We start from the raw sequence: 25,214 nt of genomic DNA on the forward strand, positions 1-25,214 counted from the left end.
TCAGAATAGCGCGGCCGGTCAGCCGGCCCGGGAGCCGAGCCGGGCAAGGGCGCTGGCCAGGTCGCTGACCTGGTCGGCCAGCTGCCCGGCCCGCCGCTGGGCGGCGTCGCGGTCGGCCTCGGCGGCGGCCAGCCGGTCGGTCAGCTCGGCCAGCCGCGCCTCGATGGACTCCCGCGCGGCCGCCAGGTCCGCGGCCAGGGCGTCGCGCTCGCCGGTACGGGCCGCCAACTCCTGGCGGGCCGCGGCGGTCGCGGCGACGGCCACCGCCCGGCCGGCCTCCGCCCGGTCCCGGGCGCTCTCCGCGTCCCGGCCCGCCCGCCGTGCCTCGTCGGCCTCCGTCCGGGCCTGCTCGGCCTCCGTCCGGGCCTGCTCGGCCTCCGTCCGGGCCTGCTCCGCCACCGCCCGGGCGGCCTCGGCGTCGGTCCGCGACCGGTCCGCCTCGGCCCGCAGCCGCTCGGCCCGCTCCACCGCCTCGGCGGCCGAGCGGGTGGCTCGCTCGGCGTCGGCCCGGGCGCGGTCCCGCTCGGCCGTCAGGTCGGTGACCCGGCGCCGCTCGCCATCCAGCTCCGCCCGCACGGTACGCAGCTCGTGGCGGGCCGCGTCCCGGTCCCGCTCGGCCTGCACCCGCAGCGCCTGCGCGGCGCTGGCCTCCCCGCGCGCCTCGTCGCGGGTCACTTCGGCGCGTTGGACCCGGTCGGCGGCGCGGGCGGCCTCCGCATCGGCCCGGCCGGCGCGCTCCCGCGCGGTGTCCCGCTCGGCGTGCGCGGTCCGGGCCTCCTGCCGGGTCCGCGCGGCGGTCGCGGCAGCGTCCTCGGCATCCCGGCGGGCCTCGTCCCGTTCGGTGTGCGCCGCCGCCACCTCGGCGGCCGTCTCGGCGCGGACCTGCGCGAGCTGCCGCTCCACCCCGCCGGGGGAGAGCTCGGCGTGCAGCGCCTCGGTGAGCGACTCCACGATCTGGTCGAGCCGGTCCACCGCCTCCCACGTGCGGGCCACCTGGCCGGGCAGGCCGGGGGCGTTGCGGTGGCGCATCCGGGAGTTGCGCGACGCCCGCTGGCAGGCGCCGTCGTTGTCCCGGCAGTACCGGAACGGCCGGCCGGCGCCGGCGCGCTGCGGCACCTCCCGTCCGCAGTGGGCGCAGGGACGGGTGTCGGGGGCGGGCTGGGCGTCCATCGGGGCCGAAGTCTAGTGGCCGGCCCTGGTCTCGGCGCGCGCCACGGAGTCCAGGATGTAGCGGTGTTGCAGCAGCACCGCCACCGTCACCGCGGCGGGCATCGGCCGGCGATGGTGCGGCGGCACCAGAGGCCCGCCGGTAGGGTGCCGGCATGCCCCTGTCGCCGTACATCGCGCGGATGCGCCAGCACATCGGATCCGAGCTGCTCCTGCTCTACGGCGTCAGCGCGGTGGTGACCGACGACGCCGGACGGGTGCTGCTGGCCCGCCGGGGCGACAACGGTCGCTGGTCGGTGCCGGCCGGCATGGTCGATCCGGGCGAGCAGCCGGCCGACGCGCTGCTGCGCGAGGTCCACGAGGAGACCGGCGTCAAGGTGGAGATCGAGCGGCTCGGCGGGGTCGCCACCCACCCGGTCGTCTACCCCAACGGCGACACCTGCGAATACCTCAACGTCTGGTTCCACTGCCGGGCCGTCGGCGGCGCCGCCACCCCCGATGGCGACGAATCCCTCGCGGTCGGCTGGTTCGCCCCCGACCACCTGCCGGAACTGGACGACTGGTCCCGACTGCGGATCTCCACCGCGCTAAGCGAGGAGCCCACCGCCTGGTACGCCGCGCCGGGCGAGCGCCACCCGGCGCTGCACCAGCCCGACAACCTCTGACGCCCGTGTCAGCGACGGGAGAGCACGAACTCCGGCGCGGCGTACCGGTCAGGGGGCGGCGACGGCGGCGCGGGAGCGGTCGGCGGCGATCCGGACCGCGAGGCCGGCCAGCACACTGCCCATCACGTACCGCTGCACCTTGGCCCACGTGGGCCGTCGGGTCAGGAACGCCGACACCGTGCCGGCGGTGAGCACGATCAGCCCGTTCACGGTCAGCGCGATGCAGATCTGGGTCAGCCCCAGCAGCAGGCTCTGCACCGCCACGTGCCCGCGCGCCGGGTCGACGAACTGCGGCAGCAGCGACACGTACAGGATGGCGATCTTCGGGTTGAGCAGGTTCGTGACCAGGCCCATGGTGAACAGTCGCCGCGGGCGGTCCGGCGGCAGCGGCGTCGGGGTGAACGCCGACGTGCCGCCCGGGCGCAGGGTGCGCCACGCGAGCCAGAGCAGGTACGCCGCCCCGGCCAGCTTCACCGCCAGGTACAGCGGGGGCACCAGCACGAATACCGTGGCGATCCCGGCGACCGCCGCGGCCAGGTAGACCAGAAAGCCGACGGCCACCCCGAGCAGCGACACCAGGCCGGCCCGTCGGCCCTGGGTGACCGATCGGGACACCAGGTAGACCATGTTCGGCCCGGGCGTGAGCACCAGCCCGAGCGCGACCAGACCGATGCCCACCAACGCGCCGGTAGCGACCATGACGACCCCCGCTTTCCGCAGACCTGCCGGCGACCCTACGCCCGGGTGATCACGGTCCGCTGTGTCGAACGTCTCCCGCGCGGGCGCGACCTGTTCCTGGCGAAACTCGGCGACCGTCAACAGGGTGCGCGTCCTGAGCGCCGTCCGCCGCGCGGCGCGGGCTCCCACGAATCGCAGCGGGCGGGCGAGAATGCGGCAATGTCCATCGTCCTGCGTGCCCCCGCCACGTCGGTGGCTCCCGAACTGGTCCTGCGGCCCTGGCGCGGCGACGACGTCGACGCCGTACTGGAGGCGTACCGCGATCCCGTGCTGCGCCAGTGGACGAGGTTTCCGGTGACCACATCGGCCGAGGCGCGCGCATTCCTGCGCCGCAGCCGGCAGGGCTGGGCGGCCGACCGCCGGTTCAGCTTCGCCGTGCTGGAGGCGACGCCCGACGGGGAGCGGCTGGTGGCGAACGTGCTGCTCAAGGAGGTCACCCCCGGTCGGCCGCAGGCCGAGGTGGGCTACTGGACGGCGGCCCCGGCCCGTGGTCGCGGGGTGGCGCCGCGCGCCGTCGACGCGGTCAGCGCCTGGGCGTTCGCCCGCTTCGCCGCCGGCGGGCTGACCCGCCTGGAGCTGATGCACCAGGTCGACAACCTTGCCTCCTGCCGGGTGGCGGAGAAGAGCGGGTACGCCTTCCAGGAGGTGCTGCCCGCCTACCCGCCGTTCCCCCGCGACGGGCATCGCCACGTCCGCCACCGGCCCTGACGGCGCCCGTGCTGAGCTTCGTCATGCTCGGCGAGGCGGTCCGCGAGGCCCTCGACCCCGAAGCTGCGCTGACCGCCCGCTCACCACCCGGCGAGGAACACCAGCGCCGCCGCAACCAGCCCCGCCTCGACCAGGGCGACGAAGACCCGGTCGCTGATCCGGCCGACGACCCGTCGGCCCACCCACGCGCCGGCCAGGGTGGCCGGGGTCAGCGCCGCCCCGAGCAGCAGCACCTCCCGGCCGAGCAGGCCGGCGGCGGCGTATCCGGCGGTTTTCGACAGGTGCAGGGTGAGCGCCGCGGCCGCCTCGGTGCCCACGTACGCGGCCCGGGTCAGCCCGTACGCCAGGAAGAACGGCGCGGTGAGCGGGCCGACCGACCCGAGCAGCGCCGACCCGAGACCCGACGCCGCGCCGACCGCCACGAAGGTCCACTCGCCGGGGCGACCCGGCCGGCGGCCGAGCCGGCGCCACACCACCACGGCGAGCAGAAACACCCCGAGCAGCCGCTTCAGCGCCGCCAGCGGGGCGGTGGCCAGCAGCAGCGCGCCGGCTACCGCGAAGGGCACAGCCCCGAGGGTGAACCGGCCGGCGAGCGGCCAGCGCAGCTCATGCCGGTTCAGCCACACCCGGGAGGCGTTGCTGGACAGTTGGGTGAGGGTGAGCACAGGTACCGCGACGCGCAGCCCGAACAGGGCGGTGAACACCGGCAGCAACAGCACACCGCCGCCGAAACCGGTCACCGCAGACAGCAGGGCCAGCAGGAACGCCGCCGCCGACGCGGCCAGCAGGGTGCCGAGCACCGGTCAGCGGTCGACCGGTTCGGCATCGGTCGGGGCGGAGTCGTCGCTCGCCGGGCCGAGCAGGCGCAGCAGCAGCCGTGGCTCGCCCGGCCACGCGTCGAGCAGCACCTGCCGGGGCACCTGCCGGCCGGCGTACCGCAGGGCGAGGGCCACCACGACGATGTCGTCGAGCGGGCCGATGACCGGCAGGAACTCGGGGATCAGGTCGATCGGGCTGGCCAGCCACAGCCCGGCGATCACGATGGCCACCTTCGCCCGGCGCGGCACCCGGGGATCCTTACGCAGCCGGCGCACGGTGGTCAGGCAGTCGGGGATGAACGCGGCCAGGTCCCGCAGGATGCCCGGCGGGAGTCGCCGGGCCAGCAGCACCAGCAGCGCCCAGCTCGCCAGCAGGCAGGCCACCGCGATGCCGAGAGCGGTCAGCCAGTCGCGCACGTGGTCCCTCCCGCGGGGTACGGGCCGCCCGCCGACCCACCAGAGGAATGTACGCCGGACCGGCTTCGGCCGCCCGGCGGGGAATGTGCCGTCTCCGCCGGGCGCTGATGTTGGTCGGATCCGGCGGATACGGTAGGTGCGGGGAGGTGACGGCGGTGACGACTGGTTGGGAGGCTGCGGTCGAGGCGCAGATCCGCTCGGCCCAGGAGCGCGGCGATTTCGACAACCTGCCCGGCGCCGGCAAGCCGATCCCCGGGAAGGACCTGCCGTACGACGAGTCGTGGTGGATCAAGAGCTTCCTGGAGCGGGAGCAACTCCCCGGCGACCTGCTGCTGCCCACGCCGCTGCAGCTGCGCCGCCGCGTGGAACGGCTCCCCGACGAGGTGCGCGACCTGCCCACCGAGGAGTCGGTCCGGACGTACGTCGCCGACCTGAACGCGCAGATCGTGGCTTGGCTGCGGACCCCGACCGGGCCGCAGGTGGTGGTCCGCCCGGTCAATGTCGACGACACCGTACGCCGGTGGCGGGCCGCCCGGGAGCGGGCAGCGACGAAACCGGCCGTTGCCGTGCCGGACCATCCCGCCCCCGCCACGCCGCCCACCAAGCTGCGGCTGCGGTGGCGGCTGCCCTGGCGACGCCGCTGACCCGCCTCATTCCACCGCCGCCCGCCAGCTCCACCCGGTCCGCCGCGGCCGGTCACCGAGCGGCGCCCGGCCGGTAATCCAGAGCAGCACCGCCACCGGCTCGCCGGCCGGTGCGTCGGGGAAGAGCCGGCGCAGCACCCCGGCGCACAGCCGCGCCGGCGGCGACCACTCCTGCCGGAGACCCCGGGTGACGTCGTGGGTGTGCAGCAGGATCTCCGCGACACCCATCGCGGCGAACCCTCCGGCGTCGCAGGGCCCCCAGTGCCAGGCCCGGCTGTCCGGGGCGGCGGTGTCGACGGCAACGGCGAGCAGGCCCGCGCAGGCGGTCACCACGGCCAGCACCTCGGCCGGCGTCGCGTCCGCACGTACCCGCAGGTCGAACGGGAGGTAGCCGTCGGCCGGCCGGCCCGTCACCTGGCCGGCGTAGGCGAGCAGGTCGTGGGCCACGTGCGCGGCGGTGGTCCAGCAGGACCACTCCAGGTCACCGGCCCGTACCGTCCAGTCCCGGTCCCCGGACGGGCCCAGGACGCGAACCATCTCGGCGGCCGCCGCCCGGACGTCCGCGCCGGTCATTCCCGTCATGCCGACGACCCTGCCAGCAGTCCGCGCGCCCGGCCACCCGACGGCAGCTCCTCACCAGGGGAGCGGACCCTCCACGTCGAAATAGCCCCCGGTCGGACCGCCCGGGCCCAGCTGTGCCATCCGGACGATGATCTCGGCGCCCTCCTCGACGGTCTGGATGCCCGTGCGCCCGTTCAGGTCCGTCGCGGTGAAGCCCGGCTCCACCGCGTTGATCCGGATGCTCGGGAACGCCTTGGCGTACTGCACGGTGACCATGTTGAGCGCGGCCTTGGAGGCCGGATAGGCGAGCCCCGGGTACGCGGACGCCGGGTCGCCGGGGTCGGTGACCCGGGCCACCGAGGCTAGGCCGCTGCTCACGTTGACCACGACCGGGGCGGCGGACCGCTGCAGGAGCGGCAGGAACGCGCGGGTGACGCGGACCGCGCCGAAGACGTTCGTCTCGAACAGCGTCCGCATCTGATCGGCGGTCACCTCGGCGGCGCCGACCACCCTGTTGTCCCCGGTCCGCCCTTCGATGCCGGCGTTGTTGACCAGCACGTCCAAGCCACCGCCGGCCTCGACGGCCTTCGCCGCGGCCGCGACGGACGCGTCGTCGGTCACGTCGATGAGGATCAGGCGGGCGCCCAACTCCTCGGCGGCCCGGTGTCCGCGCTCGGCGTCCCGGCTGCCGAGGTAAACCGTGTTACCTGCGGCGACGAGTCGACGGGCGGTCTCGAAGCCGAGGCCCTTGTTAGCTCCGGTGATCAATGTTGTCGTCATGTCTCCAGGTTCCGCCGGCCCCGGGAGGCCAGCCAGGCGTCCCGTCTTCCTGGGACTGCGGGTACCAGGCAGGCCGGTGTCCGGCGCGGCAGACTGGTGGCATGGCGACGGGGGAGTTCGGGCAGGCGATACGCCGCTGGCGCGACCGGGTCCCGCCTGAGGCCGCCGGGCTGCCCGCCGGCGGGCAGCGACGCGCGCCTGGGTTGCGCCGGGAGGAGTTGGCGCTGCTGGCCGGGATCTCCGTCGACTATCTCACCCGCCTCGAGCAGGGTCGCGCGGCCAACCCGTCGGCGCAGGTCGTCGAGGCCCTGGCCCGGGCGCTGCGGCTGGCGCGTACCGAGCGCTCACACCTGTTCCGGCTGGCCGGGCTGGCACCGCCCGGCCCGGACACGATTCCCGCGGACATCACCCCCGGCGTCCAGCGGCTGCTGGACCGGCTCACCGGGACACCCGTCGCGGTCTACGACGCGTCCTGGACGCTGCTGCTGGCCAACCCGCCGTACGCGGCCCTGATGGGTGATCCGTCCGGATGGCGGGGCCACCAGCGCAACGGCGTGTGGCGGAACTTTCTCGGCCCGGCTTCCCGGGTCCGGCTCACGCCGGAATCGCGGCGCGGTTTCGAGGCGGCGCTCGTCGCCGACCTGCGTACGGCCGCCGCCCGCTATCCGGCAGACCAGCGGCTGCGGCGGCTGGTCGCGGAGTTGCGGGCGAACAGTGACCGGTTCGCCGAGCTGTGGGACTCCGGTGTCGTGGGCCGGCACCAGGCCGCCCGCAAGACGATCGGCCATCCGCAGGTGGGCCCGCTGACCCTGGACTGCGACGTGCTCACCGTGGCGGGCAGCGACCTGCGCATCATGGTCTACACGGCCGAGCCCGGCACGGAGGATGCCGAACGTCTCGCCCTGCTCACCGTCCTCGGCACCCAGACCCTCGTCAGCTGACCGCTCCGCCGGAACCCTCTCCCCTCGCGCGCCACCCGTCTGCCGCTGCCCCCGCATGCCCCGGGCTCTACCTCGAGACCGATTATCGGATTGCCGATAACAGCAATCCAGTAACTGATCCGGACAAAAGGGGCGTAAGGCTGCTACATCATAATGACAGTTATTGTGTTGCCGATCGCGCTCGTGTCAGTCACTGAGGAGCATCAGCCGCAGAACTCGCCGCTACCGTTGAGCGCCAGCCGCTCTTCATTGGCCAGTGACGCGGGCGTTCAGTAGGGACGACACCGTCCTTCAGTGCGCGCGTCACCGATCTTCGGTGGTTCGATCTTCGGGTTGAGAAGGATCGGTTCGGCGATTCCTCCCACGGCCCATCAGCCATGATCGGGGCGCCGCGGAGGCTGTCTGAGAAACGGTCGTTTGTGAGAGCGGCATCTCGTCCGCTACGTGCCCTGGAAGCAGCCGCGGATCGCAGCGATTCCCGACGAGCCCAGGGTGAAGGCCAACATTCAGGCGTTGATGGAGGACATGCCGGACCGCGTCGTCGAGGCGACGCGGATCCGCGAGTCCAGGTCAAGGGAGACCGACGAGGTGTGGGGCGGCTTGCTTGATCCGCTGATCGGGCCGGCCGAGCAGACCGCCTACCGGATCAGCAACTTCCTACGCGGATGAGCACACCCGGCCGGCAGCAGCTCCGCAGCTGAGGCACCCAATGCCGTTCTTGCTTTCAGCGTTCCTGTGGGGGCGAAACGCCGAGGGCAAGATCGGCGTGTGTTCGGGCGTCGGCGGACCAATGGGGGGCGTTCCACTGGTCGGCGATGGCGGCGGCCTGGGCGAAGTGGGCGGCGGCCTCGTCGTCTCGGCCGAGGAGGAGGGCGAGTTCGCCGAGCGTGTGGGCGACCGGACGCAGGGCCAGCGACAGGCTCTCCGCGCCGGCCGGGGGACCGTCGCGGTGGGGGAGCAGGTCCGCGTAGATCTCCGCGGCGGCGTCGCGGTCGTTCAGTGCGACGATCGCCATCGCGCGCAGGCTCGTCAGGAAGGTGAAGAAGAAGTCGGGCCGGATCGGGCTCGGTGACGTGCGTGCCTCGTCGCTGCGGCCGGCGGCGTGGAGGGCGAGCGCGAGCAGGTCGGCGACCATCGGGCCGAGCGCCTCGTGGAGAGCGTGCACGTCGTCCAGGTGGTCGCCGAGCGTGCCGTCGTTCAGCCAGATCGCCGCCAGCGCGAGGCGGAGGAAGCCAGCGTGCACCGATCCGGCGCGTTCCATGTGTGCGGTGGCCTCGGTGTAGAGGCGCTGGGCGTCGGTGAACCGGCCCTCGATGAGCACCAGGGTCGCCAGCGCGATCTCGGCGGCGCTGATCGCCTCCGGCATCCGGTAGGCGCGGGCGAGGTCGAGCGCCTCCCCGGTCACGCGGCGCATGGTCGCCGGGTCGTTGGCCGCGGCGGCGTTCGCGGCCTGTTGGAGCAGCCCGGTCACGCGGTAGACGGGCAGGTCGTGCTCGACGCCGATCTCCACCAGCTCGCGGGCGTACTCCTCCCGCCCGGGTTCGCTGGCCAGGACCAGGAGCGCTGCGGCCCGGAGGCGGGATCGGTGGTGAGGTCGAGTGCTTCCCGTGCCGCCGCCATGACCGTCGGATCGTCCTCGCCCACCAGCTCGTTGGCGTACGCGATGAGCAGCCGGGACCGCACGTCGGGGGCGAGGTCGGTCCGCTTGAGCAGGCGGCTGAGGCGGCCGACGATGGGACGGTCGACCGTGCCGTACGTGCGGGCCTGCCAGGGGGTGGGCTCGGTCCAGGCGGTGAACGCGGCGATCATCAGGTCGTCGCGGCCGATCGACTCGGCGTACTCCACGGCCTGCTCGCGTGTGTCCCTGGCCGCAGCGACGGCCCCGGCCCTGATCTGCGCGCGCAGCAGCCTGCCGAGCAGGCCGACGCGCTCGTCCGGTTCGCTGGAGTTGGTGACGGCGTCGGTGAGGAGTGCGGCCGCCACGTCGTGGGCGTAGCGCGCCTCGGCCAGTTCGGCGGCCCGTACGCAATAAGCGACGGCCTTCGGTGATCCCGCTCGCGCATAGTGATGGGCGAGCGCCGCGACGTCGCCGGTGCCCTCCAGGGCGGCGGCGATCCGGGCGTGCATCCTGGTGGCCCGCAACCGGGTGACGTCGGTGACCAGCGTGTCCCGGACCAGCGCGTGAACGAACCGGACGCGCCCGGGTCCGGGTTCGTCGAGCAACCCGGCGATGACGCCCGCGTCCAGCGCGTCCAGCACGCCGTCCTCGTCGGAGTCGGCGGCCTGCACGAGCACGTCCACCGAACTCTCCCGGCCGGCCATCGCCGCCAGCCGCAGGACGGACACGCCGCTCTCGGGGAGCCGTGCCAGTCGGCGCCGCAGCACGTCCCGTACGCCCTCGGGGACCTCGGAGAGCGCGACCAGCGCGCCCTCGCCGGTCAGCAGCCGCGCGCTCTCCCGCACATAGAACGGGTTGCCGCCGGTTCGCTCGGCGATCCCGGCCACGGTCGCGTCGTCGGCCTCGCACTCGGCACGTACGAGCTCCGCGACGGCGTCGCCCTTCAGTCCGGGCAGGCCCAGCCGGAGGGGCGCGGTGCTGGCGAGGGACCCGAGCGCTTCGGTGAGGCGCTCGCTCTCGTCCGCGCGGTACGCCGCGACGACCAGGATCGGGGCCCGCGCGCCGACGCCGCCGCCGAGCAGTTCCAGCGTGGCGGCGTCCGCCCAGTGGAGGTCGTCCAGGACGACGGCGACCGGCCGGTCGGCGGCGGCCGCCGCGAGCCAGTTCCACACGGCCTGCCGGAGCCGGAACCGCCCGGCCGCCGCGTCATCGTCCACCGGCGCGGAGTCGGAGAGCAGCGGCGCCAGGTCGTCCGCGAACTCTCCCGGAGGAACGCTCACGGCCACCTTCCGCAGTGCCTCGACCCACGCCCACGCGGGCGGCGCGCTGTCCACCTCGGGACAGCGCCCGGCGGCCACGAGCCACCCGTCCTGTGCGAGTCGCGCGCCGAGGTGCTCCAGCAGCGTCGACTTGCCGAGCCCCGCCTCCCCGGTGACGAGCGCGACGCGCGCCCCATCGGCGGTGGCCTCCCCGGCGGCCGCCACCAGCGCCGCGAGCTCGCCCTCCCGCCCCACGAACGGTGTCGCGCGGGGCCCGTTGTTCGGAGGCGGCGGCGCGGTTGCCCGGGGCCGGGGCGTGTCCGCGGGGGGCGGAGGGACGGCCGCGCGGAGGACGTCCGTGCGCTGGGTGAGGATCGCCTCTTCCAGGGCCACCAGGTGCGGGCCGGGGTCGAGGCCCAGCTCGTCGGCGAAGGTGGCGCGGGCGCGGCGGAGCGCGGCCAGCGCGTCGGCCTGGCGGCCGCTGCTCCACAGCGCGAGAGCGTGCATGCGCCAGCCCTCCTCGCGCAGGGGAGCGTCGCGGGTGAGGCCCTCCGCCTCGGGTACCACCGCCCCGGGGTCGCCGAGCCGCAGTCCCGCGGCGATGTGCACTTCGCGGGCGACCAGGCGCAGCTCGTTCAGCCGGGCCGTCTCGGCGGCGGCCCACGGCTCGTCGGCGACCTCGGCGAACGCGGGTCCGCGCCACAGCGCCAGCGCCTCGTCCAGCCGGGCGCGGCTGTCACGGGGATCGATGAGCGTACGGGCCTCGTCGAGCAGCTCCTCGAAGCGCCATGCGTCCACCGCCCCCGGCGGCAGCCGCAGTGCGTAGCCGGGCGACGCGCTCACCAGCAGGCGGGCCGGGGTCCGCGGCGGGCGGCCGGGTTCCAGCAGGCGGCGCAGGTTCGACACGTACGCCTGCAACGACGCCAGGGCGCGCGACGACGGTTCGCCGCGCCACAGGTCCTCGACCATCCGGTCGACCGGCACGACTTGTCCGCGCGCCGCCACCAGCAGGGCCAGCACGCCGCGCTGCCGCGGTCCGCCGAGGGGAACGGGCTCGCCGCCGGCCTCGGCCGCGAACGAGCCCAACACCCTGATCAAGACCATGAGGTGAGACATCGTACGCGCGGCCGCCGCACGCGTTCCAAGTCGGCTCCAAGTGCCTTCCAAACCCCCGAGAGCAGCCTTGAGCACGTCGAACAGAACAGATGAAGGGGCAGGAACAGATGAGCGTCAACACCCAGGACATGGAGATCGTCCACCGCGCCTTCCGCCGCGAGTCGCGGCTGCTGATGGAGCTCGTCGCGGCGGTCGCCCCGGGCGACACCGCTCGCGCCAAGGTGATCGCCGACCACTTCCGCGACTACCGGCTGGGACTGAAGAACCACCACGAGGGCGAGGACGAGTTGCTGTGGCCGCCGCTCCTGTCCCGGGTAGATCTGGAGGCGGACATCGTCCTACGCATGGAGGCCCAGCACGAGCGCGTCGCGGCCACGCTGACCAGGCTGGACGCCGCAGTCCCGGCGTGGGAGGCCACCGCCGGAGCCGACGAGCGCGACACCCTCGTGGCGGCCCTCGCCGATCACCGGGCGGTCCTGCTCGAACACCTCGACGACGAGGAGGCCACTCTTCTCCCGCTCGCGGCCGAGCACATCACCGAGCAGGAGTGGGCCGCACAGGGCGACCACTTGGTGGCCAACACGCCCAAGCTCACCCTGCTCACGCTCTTCGGCCTCGTCCTGGAGGACGCGAACCCGGCCGAGCGCGCCACGCTCCTCTCCGCCCTCCCCGCGCCGGTGCGCGGCATCTGGCACGTCATCGGCCGCCCCCGCTACGCCCGCCACATCCGCCGCGTCCGCGCGGCCTGACCAGACCCCAAACCCCACGCACGACTCACCAAGCTCACCGAAGACTCGCAAGGAGAAGAACAATGTCGCTGAAGAAGATCAACACCGCCCTGGCCGCCGCCTTCATCCTCTTCATCCTCTGGTTCGGGATGGAGTTCATCCTGAGCCCGGAGACGACCGCGCCGGGCTTCGGCCTGCCGAGCTGGCCGTCCGGCGACGGCGACGGCTTCCTGATCATCAAGGGAATCCGCGACGTCGTCTTGGCCCTGGTCCTGGGCATCCTGCTGGTGACGGGCCACCGCCGGGCGCTGGGCTGGGTGCTGCTGGTGGAGGCCCTCGCCGCGTACGGCGACATGACCAACGTGCTGGCCCACCACGGCTCCGTGGCCACCGCGCTCGGCGTCCACGGCCTGACCGCGACGCTGATGGTGGTCAACGGCCTGCTGATGATGCGCGAGACCCGCAAGGTCGCGGCCGCTCCGGCGACGCCCGCCCCGCAGCCCGCCTGATGCCATCGCCCCGCCGAGGGCCAATCGGGGATTGAGGGGACAACTCATGCTCAGCAACATCGCCACTGTGCTCGCCGGACTGATCGGCGCCGTGGTGATGCTGGCGATCAGTGTGCTCCTGCTCGTCGCGTAAACCGCGTGGTCCGGCAGGTGCATTTCCGAGACTTGAAGAGGGAGACGACTATGACGATCAACGATCTGCGCGGTGTCCTCAAGGGGCGCTCCCGAGGACGCGGCGAAGTTCGCGGCGTCCACGGCTTGCCGAGGGGCTGGTGTCAGTCGACCGTGGTAGCGGACTGGTCGGCGATGGCGGGTGGCGTCACAGTTCGGCGATGGCTTCGGCGGTGGTGGGCGGTCTGCCAACGGCTTCGACGGGGATACGAGTGGCGGGCTGGGCTGTCAGGTGTGCGGCGGTGACGCGGTCGAGGCGGAGCCAGCGGATCGCTTGACGAGTGTGGCAGTGCCCGACGAGGTACCAGTGTCCTTGGGTGCGGGCCAGGAGCACGGGATCGAGTTGCCGGGTGGTGGGCGTGCCATGCCGGTCGCGGTAGTCCACGACGAGGACGCGTTGTGCGTGGAGTGCTTGCTCGATCGCGTGTCGAGTCCGAGCATCGCCGGGTGTGTCGGTGTGGTCGATCCAGATACGACCGTTCAACGCGGTGGCGTTTTCTCGTGCGCGGGTGTCCATCACGCTGAGCACCTTGACGAGGGCGGCGCGGGCGTGGCTGTCGAAGGGCTGTCCGCGGTGGGCGGCCACGGCGGCGGCGAGGCCGGAGACCTCGGCGTCGGTGAAGTTCACCGGCGGGAGGGTCGCGGCGGCGTCAACGACGTAGCCACCACCGGGTCCGGGTCGAGCCCAGACCGGGAAACCGCCGTGTTGCAAAGTCGAAATGTCTCGTTTGATCGTGCGGGCGCTGACCTCGAAGACCTCGGCGAGTCGTTCCGCCGAGCGCCCGGCGGGCCCCGCGCGCCGCAGTTCCTCACGCAAGGCGTAGAGACGGTCGGTGCGGTTCATCAAATAGATAGTGACATACCAGTGACATTGCTGAGGGTGACGATGGTGTCATGAGCACTTCACGCGAACCGATCATGTTCCTCAGTGGCGCCGGGCTTCCCGCCTGGATCTGGGATGACGTCCGCCGCGACCTCGGCGAAGGGCAGCACACCTGTGTCGCTTCCCGACCGCAGGGCGGCCGAGCGCGGTTGCGCGACTACGCCCAGGCGGTCATCGACTCCGCACCGCCGGGTGGGTACGCGATCGTCGCACACTCGGCCGGTGGTGTGATCGGCGCCGAAGTCGCCAGGCTCGTGCCCGAACGCGTCAGCGCGTTCCTGGCGATCAGTGCCATGATCCCGCAGCCGGGAGGATCGTTCATCTCGGCGATGCCGGTGCCGAACCGGTGGGTGGTCAGTGCCGCAATGCGATTCGCCGGGACCCGGCCGCCGGACTCGGCGATCAGACGTGGCCTCGCCCATGGTCTGGACAAGGAAGTCGCCGACCGCATCATCGCCGACTTCACCCCCGAGTCACCCGCCCTCTACCGAGACCGGACCGCTCACCGGCCGTGGCGCGGGTGGCACGGTTACCTGCGCACCACCGACGACCATGAGCTGCCGATGGCGCTGCAACAACGATGCGCCCAGCGGCTCGGCGCCGCCTGGCAGAACGACCTGGATACGGGGCACCTACCGATGCTCGAAGACCACCAAGCCGTCGCGGCTGCAATCACGCGATTCCTCGATGCACGGCCGTGACACCGATCGACTGACGGGCAGGAGTCCTCGGTTGGAACAACTTCACGACCAGGACAACTACGTGACCGTCCCGCCGTCGCCCAGCTTCGCGCAGCGGGACACGACATCAAGGCCGAGGACGTGGCCCGACTCTCCCCGCTCAAGGACCGACCCATCAACTTCCTCGGCCGCTACCAGTTCAATATCACCGCCAGCGGCCCCGGCCAACCTCCGCCAGGCGGTAGAGGCGTCGCTGCGCCGGCTCCGCACCGACCACCTGGACATTCTGTGGGTGCACGCGCGCGACCTTGGGCTCAAGCGGACGGCGTGACCGGGGACCGCAGGCCGAGCCACTGCTCGGCGTCCCAGGCCTGGAACCGCTCTACCTCGGTGAACCCCAGCTTTGCCGCGAGGCGCATCGAGCCGACGTTGGCGGTCTGGGTGGTGAGCACCACCGGCTCGCCGGGAAGGACGCCGTCGAACCAGTCGAGTGCCGCCGCGCACGCCTCGGCGGCGTACCCGAATCCCCACGCTCGCGGCAGGAACAGGTAGCCGAGATCGGCCTTCCCCGCGGCAGCCGGGCGACGGTGCTCCGTTGCTCTCCTGAGCAGGATCTGGCCGATCATCGCCCCGTCGAGATCAACGACGAAACTCCCGGGCCACCGCTCGGGCGCCCCGGGCATCTCGCGCTCAAGCTCGTCACGCGGGCGGGGGCCGCCGAGGTAGATGTGCACCTCTGGCGACGCCAGCAGCTCGATGAACGCCGCACGGTCCCGGGCCTCGGGCTCACGGAGCACGAGTCTCTCGGTCTTGATCGGCTCAGGCGGCCAGGCGATGGGCCCCAGGTCGGACATCCGCGCAGGCTAACAGCCCGAGAGGCGCTGGAAATAGTTTCCTCTCGACTGCCGCCCGGCCAGCGCGGCGCGCCATGCAGCTGGCCGACCGCCGCGCCGCCATCCAACGCCTCTTCCCCGCGGCGAAGGCGCACCCCGGCGAAGGGCGCTGACCCGCACCCGCCGCTCCGTCCCCCGGTCGAATCCGCCGCCGGCCGAACCACGGAGACCGTCAGACTCCCAGAGCTGCAGATCTTCAATAGACCTTCGTTTTCTGAAGATCCCTAAGGCCAGGCGGCCGTGGGCACCGATACATGGACCGGCCCCGAGGACTCTGAGTGCAGAAATTGGCGGTATAGATGATCATGCCCCGATGACCAGATCGGCGACGTCGGCGAAAACTCGGTCTCCGGCCGCCGCCGCGGCGGGTGAGATGGTGTCGAGGGTGAGGAATCCGTGCACCATCCCGGCCTCGCAGCGATGCCTGACCGCAACGTCCGCGGCCGCCAGCCGAGCCGCGTACGCGTTCCCCTCATCTCTAAGCGGATCGTGCTCCGCAGTGACAACAACGGCGGGCGGCAGCCCGCCAAGGTCGGCGGTGAACACCGGACTGACGTCGGGGTCGGCGCGCCGGGAGGGGTTCGGGACCCATTGCTCAGCCCCCCACGCGACGTCGTCGGTGATCAAGCCCCAACCCGTGGCCTTCGTCCGCGCGCTGGGATAGGAGAGTGTCAGGTCGGTGTTGGGATACAACAGGATCTGGGCGGCAGGCAGTGGTCCGCCTTCATCGCGCAGGCGCAGGCAGGCGAGCGCGGCGAGGTTTCCGCCAGAGCTGTCGCCCATGACGACTGTCGGGCCCCCGATGCCGAGGCTCGAACCTCCGCTGGTCGCCGCCCACCGGATGACGTCCACGCAGTCATCGACGGCCGCCGGCCACGGGTGCTCCGGAGCTCGGCGGTAGTCGACGCTCAGTACGGCCGTGTCAGTCTTGAACGCCAAGCGGCGACACGCCCGGTCGTGCGACTCAAGATCGCCGATCGTCCACATCCCGCCGTGGAGGAACACCACCAGCGGTTGAGCCGCCGCCGACGGCCGGTAGAGGCGGGCCTTCACGGCGGTCGAACCGACCGCCAGATCCTCGACCCAGGCGATCTCGGGGCCTGGGGCACGCGCTTCGACGCGAAGCCGTTGCGCGCGCCGCAGTTCCGCCGCTCCCACAGCGCGGGCAGGAGGTCCGGGATCGTGCCGAACGGCCTCAATGAAGGCTGCCAGTTCGGCATCGGCAAGCGAGAGATCGATCGGTTCGGCCATGCAGGACAGGATGCCACCTTGATCCGGACGATCTCGGCCCGGAGCTGGCCCCGGTACGGGCCGATGGTGGATGGCGAGGCTGGCAAATCGGTCGCACCGCCTCGTGGAGTGAACCCGGTCCGCCATTGACGCGTGTACCCGAGGGGAGACCACGTGTCTACAGAAGGGGGCACGATGTCATGACAGGACGGGCACGGAGATTCGCGATCGCGGCCGCGGCCAGCGTCGTGGTGGCGGGCACCGTCACGGGGAGCGCGGCTCTCGCCGATCCGGACGGCACAACCGGGAACACCTTGCACGAGCAACTCACCGGCTACAACGAGACGCCGCTCGCGCTGTCGACGACCGGCGACGGTCAATTCCGGGTACAGGTCGACGAGGGGCGACAGGAGATCTCGTACGAGCTGAGCTACACGGGTCTCGAGGGCACTGTGACCCAGGCGCACATCCACCTGGGCAGTCCGTCGCAGTCCGGGGGGATCAGCGTCTTCCTCTGCTCCAACCTCGGCAACGGCCCGGTGGGCACCCAGGCCTGCCCACCCGCGCCGGTCACGATCTCGGGGACCCTCCGGCCCGCCGACGTCATCGGTCCCGCTGGGCAGGGCATCGCGGCGGGAGAGTTCGCCGAACTCATCAAGGCACTCCGCTCCGGCAGCACCTACGTCAACGTCCACAGCACCAAGTACCCGGGCGGCGAGATCAGATCCCAACTAGGACACCACCACTGACCGTGTCGTCCCGCGGGTGGTGGCCGGGCGCATCCGCCGGCCACCACCCGCTCGTACGAGTTCGACGTTGACGGGCGCGTCCGAAGCGGCCAGCCTGGGTGAAGCGGAGCGCGCGGTGTCCGGCGGCTTGCGGGAAGGCCGAGCCGCTGGCAGACCGGCCACGACGGACCGCGAGGGAGGGCATCATGAAGGCCAACGTCGGCGACCGGGTCATCGTGGAGGGCACCCGGGTGGGGCACCCGCGGCGGGTCGCCGAAATCATCGCGCTACGGCATGAGGACGGCACTCCTCCGTACGTCGTGCGCTGGCTCGACGGACACGAGGGCCTCTTCTTCCCGGGGTCCGACTCCCGAGTCGAAGCGGCGCCGGCCGAAGCGCCCCGGCACGGCGGGTAACGGCGCGTTCGGGGCTCGCAAAGCTCCTGTCACGCCTCCCGGCCCAGCGACGCACGCGGATATCTGCCATGGGCGGCACCGTACGAGGCAGACCCGCCCGCCCGCCTCGGCTCCCACCGATGCTAGGCCGCTGCACGAAACGGAACGGCCGGTTCACCAGGATCGGGAGAAGCAGCCGGAGGTGGGGCTGCGGGCCACATCGGCGCGTAGTCTGATCGCGGCGACCCGCCGCATTCAGGGCAGCTGGACCCGGCCCCTATTGCCGCATGATCGCCCGGCGCGGCCAGCTCCGCCACCTGCCAGCCGAACGCCTTGTCACAGATTGGGGCCCTGCCCGGTCGTAGTGGGTGACCCGCGGCTCTACCCGCCGCAGACAGACAGGAGTGGTTCGATCATGAAGATCGTCGTCATCGGCGGCAGCGGACTCATCGGCTCCAAGGTCGTGGACAGGCTCGGTGAGCAGGGCCACGTGGCGGTGGCGGCGTCGCCCAAGACCGGCGTGAACACGCTGACCGGCGAGGGACTGGCCGAGGTGCTCGACGGCACCGACGTCGTCGTCGACGTGTCGAACTCGCCATCGTTCGAAGACGCCGCCGTGCTGGAGTTCTTCACGACGTCCACCCGCAATCTCCTCGCCGCCGAGGCCACCGCCGGCGTGGGGCACCACGTGGCGCTCTCCATCGTCGGTTCCGACCGCATCCCCGACAGCGGGTACATGCGGGCGAAGGTCGCCCAGGAGAAGCTCATCGCCGCGTCTGGGATCCCGTACTCGCTCGTACGCGCGACGCAGTTCTTCGAGTTCGTCCAGGGCATCGTCGACGCCGCCACGGACGGCGACACCGTACGCCTCGCGCCGGTGCTCATCCAGCCGATGGCGGCCGACGACGTCGCCGCGTCGGTGGCCGACGTCGCGGTCGGCGATCCGGCGACCGGCGTCGTGGAGATCGCCGGCCCCGAGCAGTTCCGTCTCGACGACCTGGGCCGGTCCACCCTCGCCGCGCGTCACGACTCCCGTGAGGTGGTGACCGACCCCGCCGCGCAGTACTTCGGGGCCACGCTGGGCGAACGGTCACTGGTTCCCGTCGACGGTGGCCGCATCGCTGGCACCTCCCTCGCGGACTGGAGCACGCGGACCGCCCACCAGCGGTAGCCGCATCCGGACGGCCGGCGCGGGCCGCCCCTTCCCGGGGCGGCCCGCCGCGGCGGTCAGCGTTCCGTGCGGTCCTCGATCTCGGTTGCGGACTCCCAGGGCCGGGCGCCGATCGCCTCCTCGGCCGCCCGCCCGCCGGTACTCTCGTCGCCCAGCGTCAGGTCGCTGCGGGGCAGTCCGGACAGCCCGGCCGGATCCCGGATCTCGCCCTGCGGGCCGCGCGCGTCCTGGGTGCGATCCGGGATCTCCTTGCCGGATTCGCCGGGCTGCGCGCCGATCGCCTCCTCGGCGGCCCGCCCGCCGGTGCTCTCGTCACCGAGCGTGAGGTCGCTGCGCGGCACCTTGGACCACCCGGCCGGGTCCTGCGTCGGCTGGTCGGGCCACCCCGTCTCCGCCGCCGGGCCGCCCGCGGCCTCGCGGCGTCCGACGCCCCGGCCGTGGTAGACGGCCTCGTTCGTGCCCGGATCACCGGGATCCGCCAGTTGGGTGTCGATCGGCCGACCGTCCGGGTCGGCCAGACCCGCCCGGCGCAACATGTCGACCAGTTCGTCGTGCGGCATGCGCTCGGTGTCCGGTACGCCGGCACCGCGCGCGATGGACCGCAGGGTCATCAGGTCCTGATCAGCGAAGGTCTCGGCCATACGGGTGGCTTCCCGGGGGCCGCGAGCGGAAACCTGGCCAGGTCAGGCGCGTGCCCCGCCCAGGCCGAGCAGCACCGCCAGGCCGAGGGCACTGCGCGGGGCGTACGGCACCCGCCACAGGCCGCCGTGCGCCGCCCCGTACGCCTCGTCCCGCCACGGGTGCTCCTGCGCGGGACCGCCCCCGGTGCGCAGGTCGTGCACCAGGAGCGCGGCCATCAGGGTGTTGCTGGTCGCCGGCTCGAACACCTCGATACCGAACCGGTGCGCCCCGGCGTACGCGGCCGCGAGGGCGCGGTTGCGCAGCACCGAGCGGGTGCGGGTCGGTGGCGCCACGGTGAACGAGACCGTCGCCCCGGCGTCGCGGGCCACCGCCGCACGCCATCGTTGCAGGCGCTTGGCCAGGGCGTAGTTCGGCCCCTGCTGCGGCACGAGGCTGTCGTTGATCCCTGGGTCCGCGTGCGGCGGGTAGTTGCAGTGCAGCAGCCGGCCGCCGGAGAGCACCCGCAGTGATCGTCGGGCCAGGCCGCGGGCGGCGTACCCGCGTTCGGCGTGGGCGACGGCCTCGGCGGGGACGGCGTAGACGTCGGTGGGGGTGGCCAGGAAGGCGAGCGCGACGTCGGGGCGGTGCTGGCCCAGGTGGACGGTGAGCGCGTCGACGGCGGTGGCGACGCGCACGTTGGTCGCGCCGTCGGCGTACACGTAGTTGCCGAGCACCAGCCGCCCGTCCAGGCCGCGCAGCCACCCGGCGGCCTGGGGGAGGCGGTGCAGCAGGTCCGCGCCGGCACCGGCGGCGAGGGCGGCGTCGTCCCGGCCGGTGCCGGGGCGTACCGGCAGGTGCAGGCGTCCGCCGTACCGGTGGGTGGTGCGCAGCAGTCGGCGCCAGATCTCCGGGCGGGGCAGGTCGACCGCGACCACCTCGCCGCCCCACCTGAGCACGGACGGCAGCGGGCCCATCTCCGCACCGGCGCCGAGCACCACGATGCGCTGGTCGCGCAGGTCCAGCCAGTCCGGGTTGGCCAGCACCGCGCGGACCGCCTCGGCGCAGCTCGGCTCGATGACACCGGCGTCCACCCAGGCGTCGAGGCGGCGGCGCAGTTCGTCGCCGCGCAGCCGCTGCCCCCGGTACGGCAGGGACAGCTCCCGCTCCACCTCGCCGGTTCCGGTCACCGTGACGGTCTCCAGCGGCTCCGGGTCCGGCAGGTCGAACACCTCGGCCAGCCGCACCTCCTCGCCGCCGGTAGGGAGGTACGGCATCCGGGTGTGCAGGGCGGCGAGCCCGTCTCGGGCGATGGTGAGCGCCGCCTCGCGGGACAGCAGGCCGGCCTCGACCAGCCGGCGGAAGTGGCCGAGGTAGCCGTGTCGCCAGTTGGTCTCGTGCTCGGCGGCACGCGCGCCGACCGGGTCGACGGCGCGCAGGGCGTCGGCGACCACGGCCCGGCCCAGCGCGGTCGTGCTGCGCGTACCGCCGGTCTCGGGAAACACCACCCCGGTCGGGCCCTCCACGGTCACCTTCCTCTCGTCGGCTGCGGACATCGGGGCCCACTCTGCCGCATCCGCGGTTGAGCCGCAGCACAGGCCCGCCGGCTGCGGCGGCCGGTTCAGATCACGCTTCGTGCACGGATCGGTCACGACGTTCACGCTTGTGTATCGGCTCGGCCACGGTGGGAGCCGTCGTACGGTCGCGCTGCGTCAATGACCGTGACGGATCCGGCGTGGTGTGGCCGGATCGCTCGCCCCTCAGTCCAGCCGGGAGGTCCGATGGTCCACGTGAGACGCCGCCTGATGATGCTGCCGGCGGTGCTGGCCGCCGCCATGACGATCACCGCCTGCTCGTCCGGGGATTCCGGGCAGCGCAGCGACTCGGCCCACGGGCCGGTCCGCCCGCCTGCCGGCACGCCCTGGTCCGGCGGGGAGGAGACGACGACGGAGGACGATGCGGCCTCCACCTTCGGGGTCGACGTCGACACCGCGTCGTACGGCTACGCCCGGCGGCTCATCATGGACGGCCGGCTGCCGGATCGGTCCGAGGTGCGCCCCGAGGAGTTCGTGAACTCGTTTCGCCAGGACTACGCCGAGCCCGCCGGCGACGGCTTCGCCGTGCACGTCGACGGCGCCCGCCTGCCCGGCACCCACGAGGCCGCCGGCGACGTCCGGCTGATGCGGGTCGGGTTGCAGACCCGTTCGGAGGACCAGGAGACCCGGCCCGACGCCGCCCTCACCTTCGTCATCGACGTCTCCGGGTCGATGAACGAACCCGGCCGGCTCGACCTGGTGCAGGACGCCCTGCACACCCTGGTCAACCAGCTGCGCCCCACCGACTCCATCGCCATCGTCGAGTTCAGTACCAGGGCGCAGGTGATCCGGGAGATGACGCCCGTCTCCGACGCCGGGAAGCTGCACGAGGCCATCGACTCCCTGCACACCAAGGACAGCACGAACCTCGAAGCCGGCCTGGTGCTCGGGTACCAGGTGGCCCGCGACGGGTTCCGTCCCGGAAAGACGAACCGGGTCATCGTGCTCTCCGACGGGCTCGCCAACACCGGCAGCACCGAGGCCGAACCGATTCTGCGCCGGGTGCGCGAGGAGGCGGAGAAGCAGATAGCCCTGCTCGGCGTGGGCGTCGGCAGCGAGTACGGCGACACGCTGATGGAGCAGTTGGCCGACCGGGGCGACGGCTTCGCGGTGTACGTCAGCGAGCGTGACCAGGCCCGGAAGGTGTTCGCGCAGCGGTTGCCCGCGACACTGAGCGTCCGGGCGCTCGACGCCAAGGTGCAGGTGACCTTCGACAAGTCGGCGGTGCGTTCCTACCGGCTCGTCGGCTACGACAACCGGGCCCTCGCCGACGAGGATTTCCGCGACGACCGGGTCGACGGCGGCGAGGTCGGCCCCGGGCACAACGTCACCGCGCTGTACGCCGTCCGGCTCGCCGACGAGCCTGGCCCCTCGGCCCGGATCGCCCGGGTACAGGTGCGCTGGACCGATCCGAAGGACCGGGAGCCGGCCGAGACGTACGAGTCGGTGACAGTCGCCGACCTGGACCGTAACTTCGCCTCGGCGTCCCCACGACTGCGCACCTGCTACGCGGCCGCGTACTTCGCGGTGGCCCTGAAGGGCGGCGGAGAGGCACGCCTGGATGACCTGGCGACGATCGCGGACCGGGCGGCCGCCGCCACCGAGGACGCGGAGGTGCGGGACCTCGGGCGGGTGATCCGCGCGGCCGAGGAACTGCGCTGATCCGGGCTGCGGGCCCCGGCCGACATCTTCGACCGGGGGTACGACAGCCGATGACCCGTCAGGTCCGGGCGAGCTTGTGCTGCGGGGCCGGGCGGGTGCCCTCAGGGTCGACGCCGACCTGCACGGCGAACCGCGGGTCGACGGCGAGCAGCGGCCGCGGCCCGAACAGCGCCATGGCGGTCAGCAGCTCGTCGGTGCCGCGCTCGCTCCACGCCGGCCGCCGCTCGGGGGCGAGGTCGGCGTGCTCGCGACGGAGCCGGCGTAGCAGCCGCCGAGTCGCCGCACCGGTCTCCGGCACCTCGCACAGCCACCAGCCGCCGAGGGCGGTGGCCAGGCAGCACAGCAGCAGGCCCACCACGGAGGCGGGTCCGCCGGCATCGCGGCCCTCGACGGCGCTGTCCACCAGCCGGGTCACTCCGACGGCGGCGACCGCGAACAGCGGCAGCGTGCCCAGCGCGACGCGCCGCCGCTGCGCCGGGGTGAGCAGCCAGCCGTCGCGGACCAACCGGCCGACCAGCCGGCGCAGGGCCCGGCCCACGCCCGGGTCGGCGAGCACGGCGGCCCAGGTCTGCGGCCGGCGCAGGGCGGCGTGCAGGCCACGGACCAGCGCGGCCGAGCGGGCCGGTGGCGGACCGCCGACCGACAGGGTGGCCAGCTCGCCGTGGTGCACCACGCCGGCGCGGCGGAGAGCGGCAATGCCGACCTGGCAGGCCAGGCCCGCCCGGTCGGTCAGGTAGGCCAGTTCGACGGTGTCCGGCGCCGCGCCCCGGGTACGCCGGCCGGTCAGCTCGCGTACCGCGAGGGCGATCGCGAGGGCCCCGGCGACCGCCGTGACGTAGTCGAGGAGGAAGAGCGGTCCGCTGACACCCCAGAGCATGGCGCCAAGTATTGCTCGGCGGCTCAGCCGGCCCGAAACCTGTTCACCCGGGCCTCCGCGGCACCGCCCATGATCGAAGTGCGACTGAAAATGATCAGGAGGCGTGGCGTACCTCGGTGTCCCAGATCTGCGACCACGGCCGCGGCATGCCTCGGCAGACGAAGATCGGCATTCCGTTCTCGTCGTTGTCGACGTCGACCCGCTGGTCGACCCGGCCAGCCTCGGTGACCTCGGTGAACCAGGTCCGTAGCTGGTCCGGGCGGGCCCAGCCGACGGCGATGACCACGTCGGCGTCGTCCGCCGGGCGGCCGAATCCGGCCACGCTGTTGTGCCCCGAGTACGCCCGCGGCAGGTCCCGGGCGGGTCCGTACCGGGCCAGCGCCCCGGCCTCGCCGTAGTTGCCGGTGAGCACGACCGCGCGGGCGCGGTCCGCCGGGGGCAGGCCGCGGTGGACAGCGGCGATCGAGTCGGCGAACGCCGGCCAGCCGATGGTCTCGCCCGCGTCGTAGTTGACGTCGACGACGAAGCCGGGCAGCCGGTCCGCCGGCAGCGTGGGCAGCAGCAGCACCGCGCTGCCGGCCAGCGTGACGGCGGCGCCCGCGGCGAGCAGCGCCCGCCGCAGGCGCACCCCGCCCCGGCCGGCCCACCCGGCCGTGACCACCGCGCCGGCGGCGGCGAGCACCAGCAGCAGCGGCGCGTCGTAGTAGCCCTTGCCGCCGAGGATCAGGACGAGCGCGAACACCACCAGCCACGCCCACCCCAGCGCCCGGTACGCCGTCCACGCCGGGCGGCGCAGCAGCGCCACCAGCCCGGCGATCCAGATCGGCGTGGCGTACGGGCTGACGATGATCAGTTGCAGCACGACGGCGTCCAGCCGGCCGCTGTAGGAGCTGTCCCCGTTGGCGATCGAGGACGCCACGGACAGCTGCGCGAAGCCGTGCGCGGCCTGCCACGCCAGGTACGGCACGGCGAGCAGGGCGGCGACGCCGGCGCCGGCCAGCACCCACCGGTCCCGCAGCAGCCGGCGCGGCCCGGCGACCGCGACCCCGACCAGCAGGCCGACGGCGAGCAGGGCGGGCAGCAGCTTGTCGAGCAGCCCGATGCCGAGTGCGAGCCCCACGCCGAGGGCCCACCGGCTGTCCCCGGTGCGCAGCATCCGGGCCGCGCACCACGCCGCGACCAGCCAGACCAGCAGGTCGACCGTGGTGGTGCTGAGCAGGTGCCCGGTGGCCAGCACCACGCCGGCGGTCGCGGCGAGGAACGCGGCGAGGAGTTGGGCGCCGCGGCCCGCGCCGAACTCCCGGGCGATCGCCGCGACCAGCACCACCGCCGCGCCGCCGATCAACGCCGACGGGGTACGCAGCACCACCAGGTTGCCCGGCGCGATCGTGTCGGCCAGCCGGGCGAGGGCCGGCGCGAGCGGACCCTGGTCGACGTAGCCCCAGTCCAGGTGTCGGCCACAGAGCAGGAAGTACAGCTCGTCGCGGTGGTAGCCGTACCGGCCGGCGAGCAGCAGGAGCATGGTGCTGACGGCCGCGCCGAGCAGCCACGGCCCGGTGGTACGCGGGCCCGGTGGCGGTGGGTCCGTCGGGGACGGCGCCGGCGCGGGGCGGTCGAGGTCGGTGACGGGTTCGGCCACGCC

General features: G+C 73.2%; 26 protein-coding genes and 1 pseudogene. 12 read left to right on the forward strand and 15 right to left on the reverse strand.

What is annotated here, in order from left to right:
* Positions 1 to 18: 18 nt before the first annotated feature.
* Entirely contained in the window at positions 19 to 1,170 is a 1,152-nt protein-coding gene (locus ACFYOS_RS20750) for a hypothetical protein (protein WP_387143876.1), read from the reverse strand.
* A gap of 152 nt (positions 1,171 to 1,322) precedes the next feature.
* On the opposite strand from ACFYOS_RS20750, the gene ACFYOS_RS20755 reads away from it, so the two are divergent.
* Complete coding sequence (locus tag ACFYOS_RS20755) at positions 1,323 to 1,832, forward strand: NUDIX domain-containing protein (RefSeq protein ID WP_387143878.1); 510 nt, start codon at positions 1,323 to 1,325, stop codon at positions 1,830 to 1,832.
* Between the two features lie 48 nt (positions 1,833 to 1,880).
* On the opposite strand, the gene ACFYOS_RS20760 is transcribed toward ACFYOS_RS20755, so the two are convergent.
* The gene (locus tag ACFYOS_RS20760; protein ID WP_387143881.1) at positions 1,881 to 2,531 is read right to left on the reverse strand and encodes a LysE family translocator; all 651 of its coding nucleotides are present in this window, start codon (positions 2,529 to 2,531) and stop codon (positions 1,881 to 1,883) included.
* A 198-nt stretch (positions 2,532 to 2,729) separates the two neighbouring features.
* On the opposite strand from ACFYOS_RS20760, the gene ACFYOS_RS20765 reads away from it, so the two are divergent.
* Positions 2,730 to 3,278: a GNAT family N-acetyltransferase gene (locus tag ACFYOS_RS20765; protein ID WP_387143884.1), complete on the forward strand. Its 549-nt coding sequence runs from the start codon at positions 2,730 to 2,732 to the stop codon at positions 3,276 to 3,278.
* Between the two features lie 80 nt (positions 3,279 to 3,358).
* On the opposite strand, the gene ACFYOS_RS20770 is transcribed toward ACFYOS_RS20765, so the two are convergent.
* On the reverse strand, positions 3,359 to 4,078 hold the full coding sequence (locus ACFYOS_RS20770) for a sulfite exporter TauE/SafE family protein (RefSeq protein WP_387143886.1): 720 nt from the start codon (positions 4,076 to 4,078) through the stop codon (positions 3,359 to 3,361).
* Between the two features lie 3 nt (positions 4,079 to 4,081).
* Positions 4,082 to 4,513, reverse strand: coding sequence for a YkvA family protein (locus tag ACFYOS_RS20775; protein WP_387143889.1), 432 nt, complete (start codon positions 4,511 to 4,513; stop codon positions 4,082 to 4,084).
* A 155-nt stretch (positions 4,514 to 4,668) separates the two neighbouring features.
* Between ACFYOS_RS20775 and ACFYOS_RS20780 the strand changes: the two genes are divergently transcribed.
* Positions 4,669 to 5,157, forward strand: a complete 489-nt coding sequence (locus tag ACFYOS_RS20780; protein WP_387143892.1) for a DUF1992 domain-containing protein — start codon at positions 4,669 to 4,671, stop codon at positions 5,155 to 5,157.
* Between the two features lie 6 nt (positions 5,158 to 5,163).
* On the opposite strand, the gene ACFYOS_RS20785 is transcribed toward ACFYOS_RS20780, so the two are convergent.
* Positions 5,164 to 5,730, reverse strand: a complete 567-nt coding sequence (locus ACFYOS_RS20785; protein ID WP_387144197.1) for a maleylpyruvate isomerase N-terminal domain-containing protein — start codon at positions 5,728 to 5,730, stop codon at positions 5,164 to 5,166.
* A gap of 60 nt (positions 5,731 to 5,790) precedes the next feature.
* Positions 5,791 to 6,498 carry an SDR family NAD(P)-dependent oxidoreductase gene (locus tag ACFYOS_RS20790; RefSeq protein WP_387143895.1) on the reverse strand — a complete coding sequence of 236 codons (708 nt, stop codon included), beginning with the start codon at positions 6,496 to 6,498 and terminating at the stop codon, positions 5,791 to 5,793.
* Positions 6,499 to 6,599: 101 nt separating this feature from the next.
* On the opposite strand from ACFYOS_RS20790, the gene ACFYOS_RS20795 reads away from it, so the two are divergent.
* Both ACFYOS_RS20795 and ACFYOS_RS20800 read left to right on the forward strand, forming a co-directional pair.
* Complete coding sequence (locus tag ACFYOS_RS20795; protein ID WP_387143898.1) at positions 6,600 to 7,439, forward strand: helix-turn-helix domain-containing protein; 840 nt, start codon at positions 6,600 to 6,602, stop codon at positions 7,437 to 7,439.
* Positions 7,440 to 7,883: 444 nt separating this feature from the next.
* Positions 7,884 to 8,108: a hypothetical protein gene (locus ACFYOS_RS20800; RefSeq protein ID WP_387143901.1), complete on the forward strand. Its 225-nt coding sequence runs from the start codon at positions 7,884 to 7,886 to the stop codon at positions 8,106 to 8,108.
* A 55-nt stretch (positions 8,109 to 8,163) separates the two neighbouring features.
* On the opposite strand, the gene ACFYOS_RS20805 is transcribed toward ACFYOS_RS20800, so the two are convergent.
* On the reverse strand, positions 8,164 to 8,949 hold the full coding sequence (locus tag ACFYOS_RS20805; RefSeq protein WP_387143904.1) for a hypothetical protein: 786 nt from the start codon (positions 8,947 to 8,949) through the stop codon (positions 8,164 to 8,166).
* Complete coding sequence (locus tag ACFYOS_RS20810; protein WP_387143907.1) at positions 8,907 to 11,420, reverse strand: BTAD domain-containing putative transcriptional regulator; 2,514 nt, start codon at positions 11,418 to 11,420, stop codon at positions 8,907 to 8,909. The genes ACFYOS_RS20805 and ACFYOS_RS20810 overlap by 43 nt, the downstream gene beginning before the upstream one ends.
* 119 nt (positions 11,421 to 11,539) lie before the next feature.
* Between ACFYOS_RS20810 and ACFYOS_RS20815 the strand changes: the two genes are divergently transcribed.
* Together ACFYOS_RS20815 and ACFYOS_RS20820 are read left to right on the forward strand one after the other, a co-directional pair.
* A complete protein-coding gene (locus tag ACFYOS_RS20815; RefSeq protein WP_387143910.1) occupies positions 11,540 to 12,181 on the forward strand; it encodes a hemerythrin domain-containing protein in 642 nt (213 codons plus the stop codon).
* 62 nt (positions 12,182 to 12,243) lie between these two features.
* Positions 12,244 to 12,669, forward strand: a complete 426-nt coding sequence (locus ACFYOS_RS20820; RefSeq protein WP_387143913.1) for a DUF4267 domain-containing protein — start codon at positions 12,244 to 12,246, stop codon at positions 12,667 to 12,669.
* 319 nt (positions 12,670 to 12,988) lie between these two features.
* On the opposite strand, the gene ACFYOS_RS20825 is transcribed toward ACFYOS_RS20820, so the two are convergent.
* Positions 12,989 to 13,684: a helix-turn-helix transcriptional regulator gene (locus ACFYOS_RS20825; RefSeq protein ID WP_387143916.1), complete on the reverse strand. Its 696-nt coding sequence runs from the start codon at positions 13,682 to 13,684 to the stop codon at positions 12,989 to 12,991.
* Between the two features lie 74 nt (positions 13,685 to 13,758).
* Here ACFYOS_RS20825 and ACFYOS_RS20830 point away from each other — a divergent pair, with 74 nt between their 5' ends.
* A complete protein-coding gene (locus tag ACFYOS_RS20830; RefSeq protein WP_387144200.1) occupies positions 13,759 to 14,424 on the forward strand; it encodes an alpha/beta fold hydrolase in 666 nt (221 codons plus the stop codon).
* A gap of 293 nt (positions 14,425 to 14,717) precedes the next feature.
* On the opposite strand, the gene ACFYOS_RS20835 is transcribed toward ACFYOS_RS20830, so the two are convergent.
* Positions 14,718 to 15,257, reverse strand: coding sequence for a GNAT family N-acetyltransferase (locus tag ACFYOS_RS20835; RefSeq protein ID WP_387143918.1), 540 nt, complete (start codon positions 15,255 to 15,257; stop codon positions 14,718 to 14,720).
* A gap of 342 nt (positions 15,258 to 15,599) precedes the next feature.
* Positions 15,600 to 16,547, reverse strand: a complete 948-nt coding sequence (locus ACFYOS_RS20840) for an alpha/beta hydrolase (protein ID WP_387143920.1) — start codon at positions 16,545 to 16,547, stop codon at positions 15,600 to 15,602.
* A 179-nt stretch (positions 16,548 to 16,726) separates the two neighbouring features.
* Between ACFYOS_RS20840 and ACFYOS_RS20845 the strand changes: the two genes are divergently transcribed.
* The 3 genes from ACFYOS_RS20845 (at position 16,727) to ACFYOS_RS20855 (ending at position 18,820) form a co-directional block, all read left to right on the forward strand.
* Complete coding sequence (locus ACFYOS_RS20845; RefSeq protein ID WP_387143922.1) at positions 16,727 to 17,275, forward strand: CHRD domain-containing protein; 549 nt, start codon at positions 16,727 to 16,729, stop codon at positions 17,273 to 17,275.
* Positions 17,276 to 17,460: 185 nt separating this feature from the next.
* Positions 17,461 to 17,670 carry a DUF1918 domain-containing protein gene (locus ACFYOS_RS20850; protein WP_387143925.1) on the forward strand — a complete coding sequence of 70 codons (210 nt, stop codon included), beginning with the start codon at positions 17,461 to 17,463 and terminating at the stop codon, positions 17,668 to 17,670.
* Between the two features lie 394 nt (positions 17,671 to 18,064).
* Positions 18,065 to 18,820 carry an SDR family oxidoreductase gene (locus ACFYOS_RS20855; RefSeq protein ID WP_387143928.1) on the forward strand — a complete coding sequence of 252 codons (756 nt, stop codon included), beginning with the start codon at positions 18,065 to 18,067 and terminating at the stop codon, positions 18,818 to 18,820.
* Between the two features lie 365 nt (positions 18,821 to 19,185).
* On the opposite strand, the pseudogene ACFYOS_RS20860 reads toward ACFYOS_RS20855, so the two are convergent.
* Together ACFYOS_RS20860 and ACFYOS_RS20865 are read right to left on the reverse strand one after the other, a co-directional pair.
* Positions 19,186 to 19,461: pseudogene (locus ACFYOS_RS20860) on the reverse strand (hypothetical protein); the annotation flags it as partial.
* A gap of 42 nt (positions 19,462 to 19,503) precedes the next feature.
* A complete protein-coding gene (locus ACFYOS_RS20865; protein ID WP_387143931.1) occupies positions 19,504 to 20,994 on the reverse strand; it encodes a hypothetical protein in 1,491 nt (496 codons plus the stop codon).
* A 225-nt stretch (positions 20,995 to 21,219) separates the two neighbouring features.
* On the opposite strand from ACFYOS_RS20865, the gene ACFYOS_RS20870 reads away from it, so the two are divergent.
* Complete coding sequence (locus ACFYOS_RS20870; RefSeq protein ID WP_387143934.1) at positions 21,220 to 22,695, forward strand: von Willebrand factor type A domain-containing protein; 1,476 nt, start codon at positions 21,220 to 21,222, stop codon at positions 22,693 to 22,695.
* A 58-nt stretch (positions 22,696 to 22,753) separates the two neighbouring features.
* On the opposite strand, the gene ACFYOS_RS20875 is transcribed toward ACFYOS_RS20870, so the two are convergent.
* Together ACFYOS_RS20875 and ACFYOS_RS20880 are read right to left on the reverse strand one after the other, a co-directional pair.
* Complete coding sequence (locus ACFYOS_RS20875; RefSeq protein WP_387143937.1) at positions 22,754 to 23,572, reverse strand: TIGR04222 domain-containing membrane protein; 819 nt, start codon at positions 23,570 to 23,572, stop codon at positions 22,754 to 22,756.
* A 94-nt stretch (positions 23,573 to 23,666) separates the two neighbouring features.
* Positions 23,667 to 25,211, reverse strand: a complete 1,545-nt coding sequence (locus ACFYOS_RS20880; RefSeq protein ID WP_387143940.1) for an ArnT family glycosyltransferase — start codon at positions 25,209 to 25,211, stop codon at positions 23,667 to 23,669.
* Positions 25,212 to 25,214 lie beyond the last annotated feature (3 nt).

The sequence above is a fragment of the Micromonospora sp. NPDC005806 genome (assembly GCF_042871425.1).
GTDB lineage: Bacteria > Actinomycetota > Actinomycetes > Mycobacteriales > Micromonosporaceae > Micromonospora.

Bases quoted from the DNA above. Each gene is read 5' to 3' on its own strand.
- ACFYOS_RS20750 (WP_387143876.1), bottom strand. From the start codon at position 1,170: ATGGACGCCCAGCCCGCCCCCGACACCCGTCCCTGCGCCCACTGCGGA.
- ACFYOS_RS20755 (WP_387143878.1), top strand. From the start codon at position 1,323: ATGCCCCTGTCGCCGTACATCGCGCGGATGCGCCAGCACATCGGATCC.
- ACFYOS_RS20760 (WP_387143881.1), bottom strand. From the start codon at position 2,531: ATGGTCGCTACCGGCGCGTTGGTGGGCATCGGTCTGGTCGCGCTCGGG.
- ACFYOS_RS20765 (WP_387143884.1), top strand. From the start codon at position 2,730: ATGTCCATCGTCCTGCGTGCCCCCGCCACGTCGGTGGCTCCCGAACTG.
- ACFYOS_RS20785 (WP_387144197.1), bottom strand. From the start codon at position 5,730: ATGACCGGCGCGGACGTCCGGGCGGCGGCCGCCGAGATGGTTCGCGTC.
- ACFYOS_RS20790 (WP_387143895.1), bottom strand. From the start codon at position 6,498: ATGACGACAACATTGATCACCGGAGCTAACAAGGGCCTCGGCTTCGAG.
- ACFYOS_RS20795 (WP_387143898.1), top strand. From the start codon at position 6,600: ATGGCGACGGGGGAGTTCGGGCAGGCGATACGCCGCTGGCGCGACCGG.
- ACFYOS_RS20810 (WP_387143907.1), bottom strand. From the start codon at position 11,420: ATGGTCTTGATCAGGGTGTTGGGCTCGTTCGCGGCCGAGGCCGGCGGC.
- ACFYOS_RS20815 (WP_387143910.1), top strand. From the start codon at position 11,540: ATGAGCGTCAACACCCAGGACATGGAGATCGTCCACCGCGCCTTCCGC.
- ACFYOS_RS20820 (WP_387143913.1), top strand. From the start codon at position 12,244: ATGTCGCTGAAGAAGATCAACACCGCCCTGGCCGCCGCCTTCATCCTC.
- ACFYOS_RS20825 (WP_387143916.1), bottom strand. From the start codon at position 13,684: ATGAACCGCACCGACCGTCTCTACGCCTTGCGTGAGGAACTGCGGCGC.
- ACFYOS_RS20830 (WP_387144200.1), top strand. From the start codon at position 13,759: ATGTTCCTCAGTGGCGCCGGGCTTCCCGCCTGGATCTGGGATGACGTC.
- ACFYOS_RS20835 (WP_387143918.1), bottom strand. From the start codon at position 15,257: ATGTCCGACCTGGGGCCCATCGCCTGGCCGCCTGAGCCGATCAAGACC.
- ACFYOS_RS20840 (WP_387143920.1), bottom strand. From the start codon at position 16,547: ATGGCCGAACCGATCGATCTCTCGCTTGCCGATGCCGAACTGGCAGCC.
- ACFYOS_RS20845 (WP_387143922.1), top strand. From the start codon at position 16,727: ATGACAGGACGGGCACGGAGATTCGCGATCGCGGCCGCGGCCAGCGTC.
- ACFYOS_RS20850 (WP_387143925.1), top strand. From the start codon at position 17,461: ATGAAGGCCAACGTCGGCGACCGGGTCATCGTGGAGGGCACCCGGGTG.
- ACFYOS_RS20855 (WP_387143928.1), top strand. From the start codon at position 18,065: ATGAAGATCGTCGTCATCGGCGGCAGCGGACTCATCGGCTCCAAGGTC.
- ACFYOS_RS20865 (WP_387143931.1), bottom strand. From the start codon at position 20,994: ATGTCCGCAGCCGACGAGAGGAAGGTGACCGTGGAGGGCCCGACCGGG.
- ACFYOS_RS20870 (WP_387143934.1), top strand. From the start codon at position 21,220: ATGGTCCACGTGAGACGCCGCCTGATGATGCTGCCGGCGGTGCTGGCC.
- ACFYOS_RS20875 (WP_387143937.1), bottom strand. From the start codon at position 23,572: ATGCTCTGGGGTGTCAGCGGACCGCTCTTCCTCCTCGACTACGTCACG.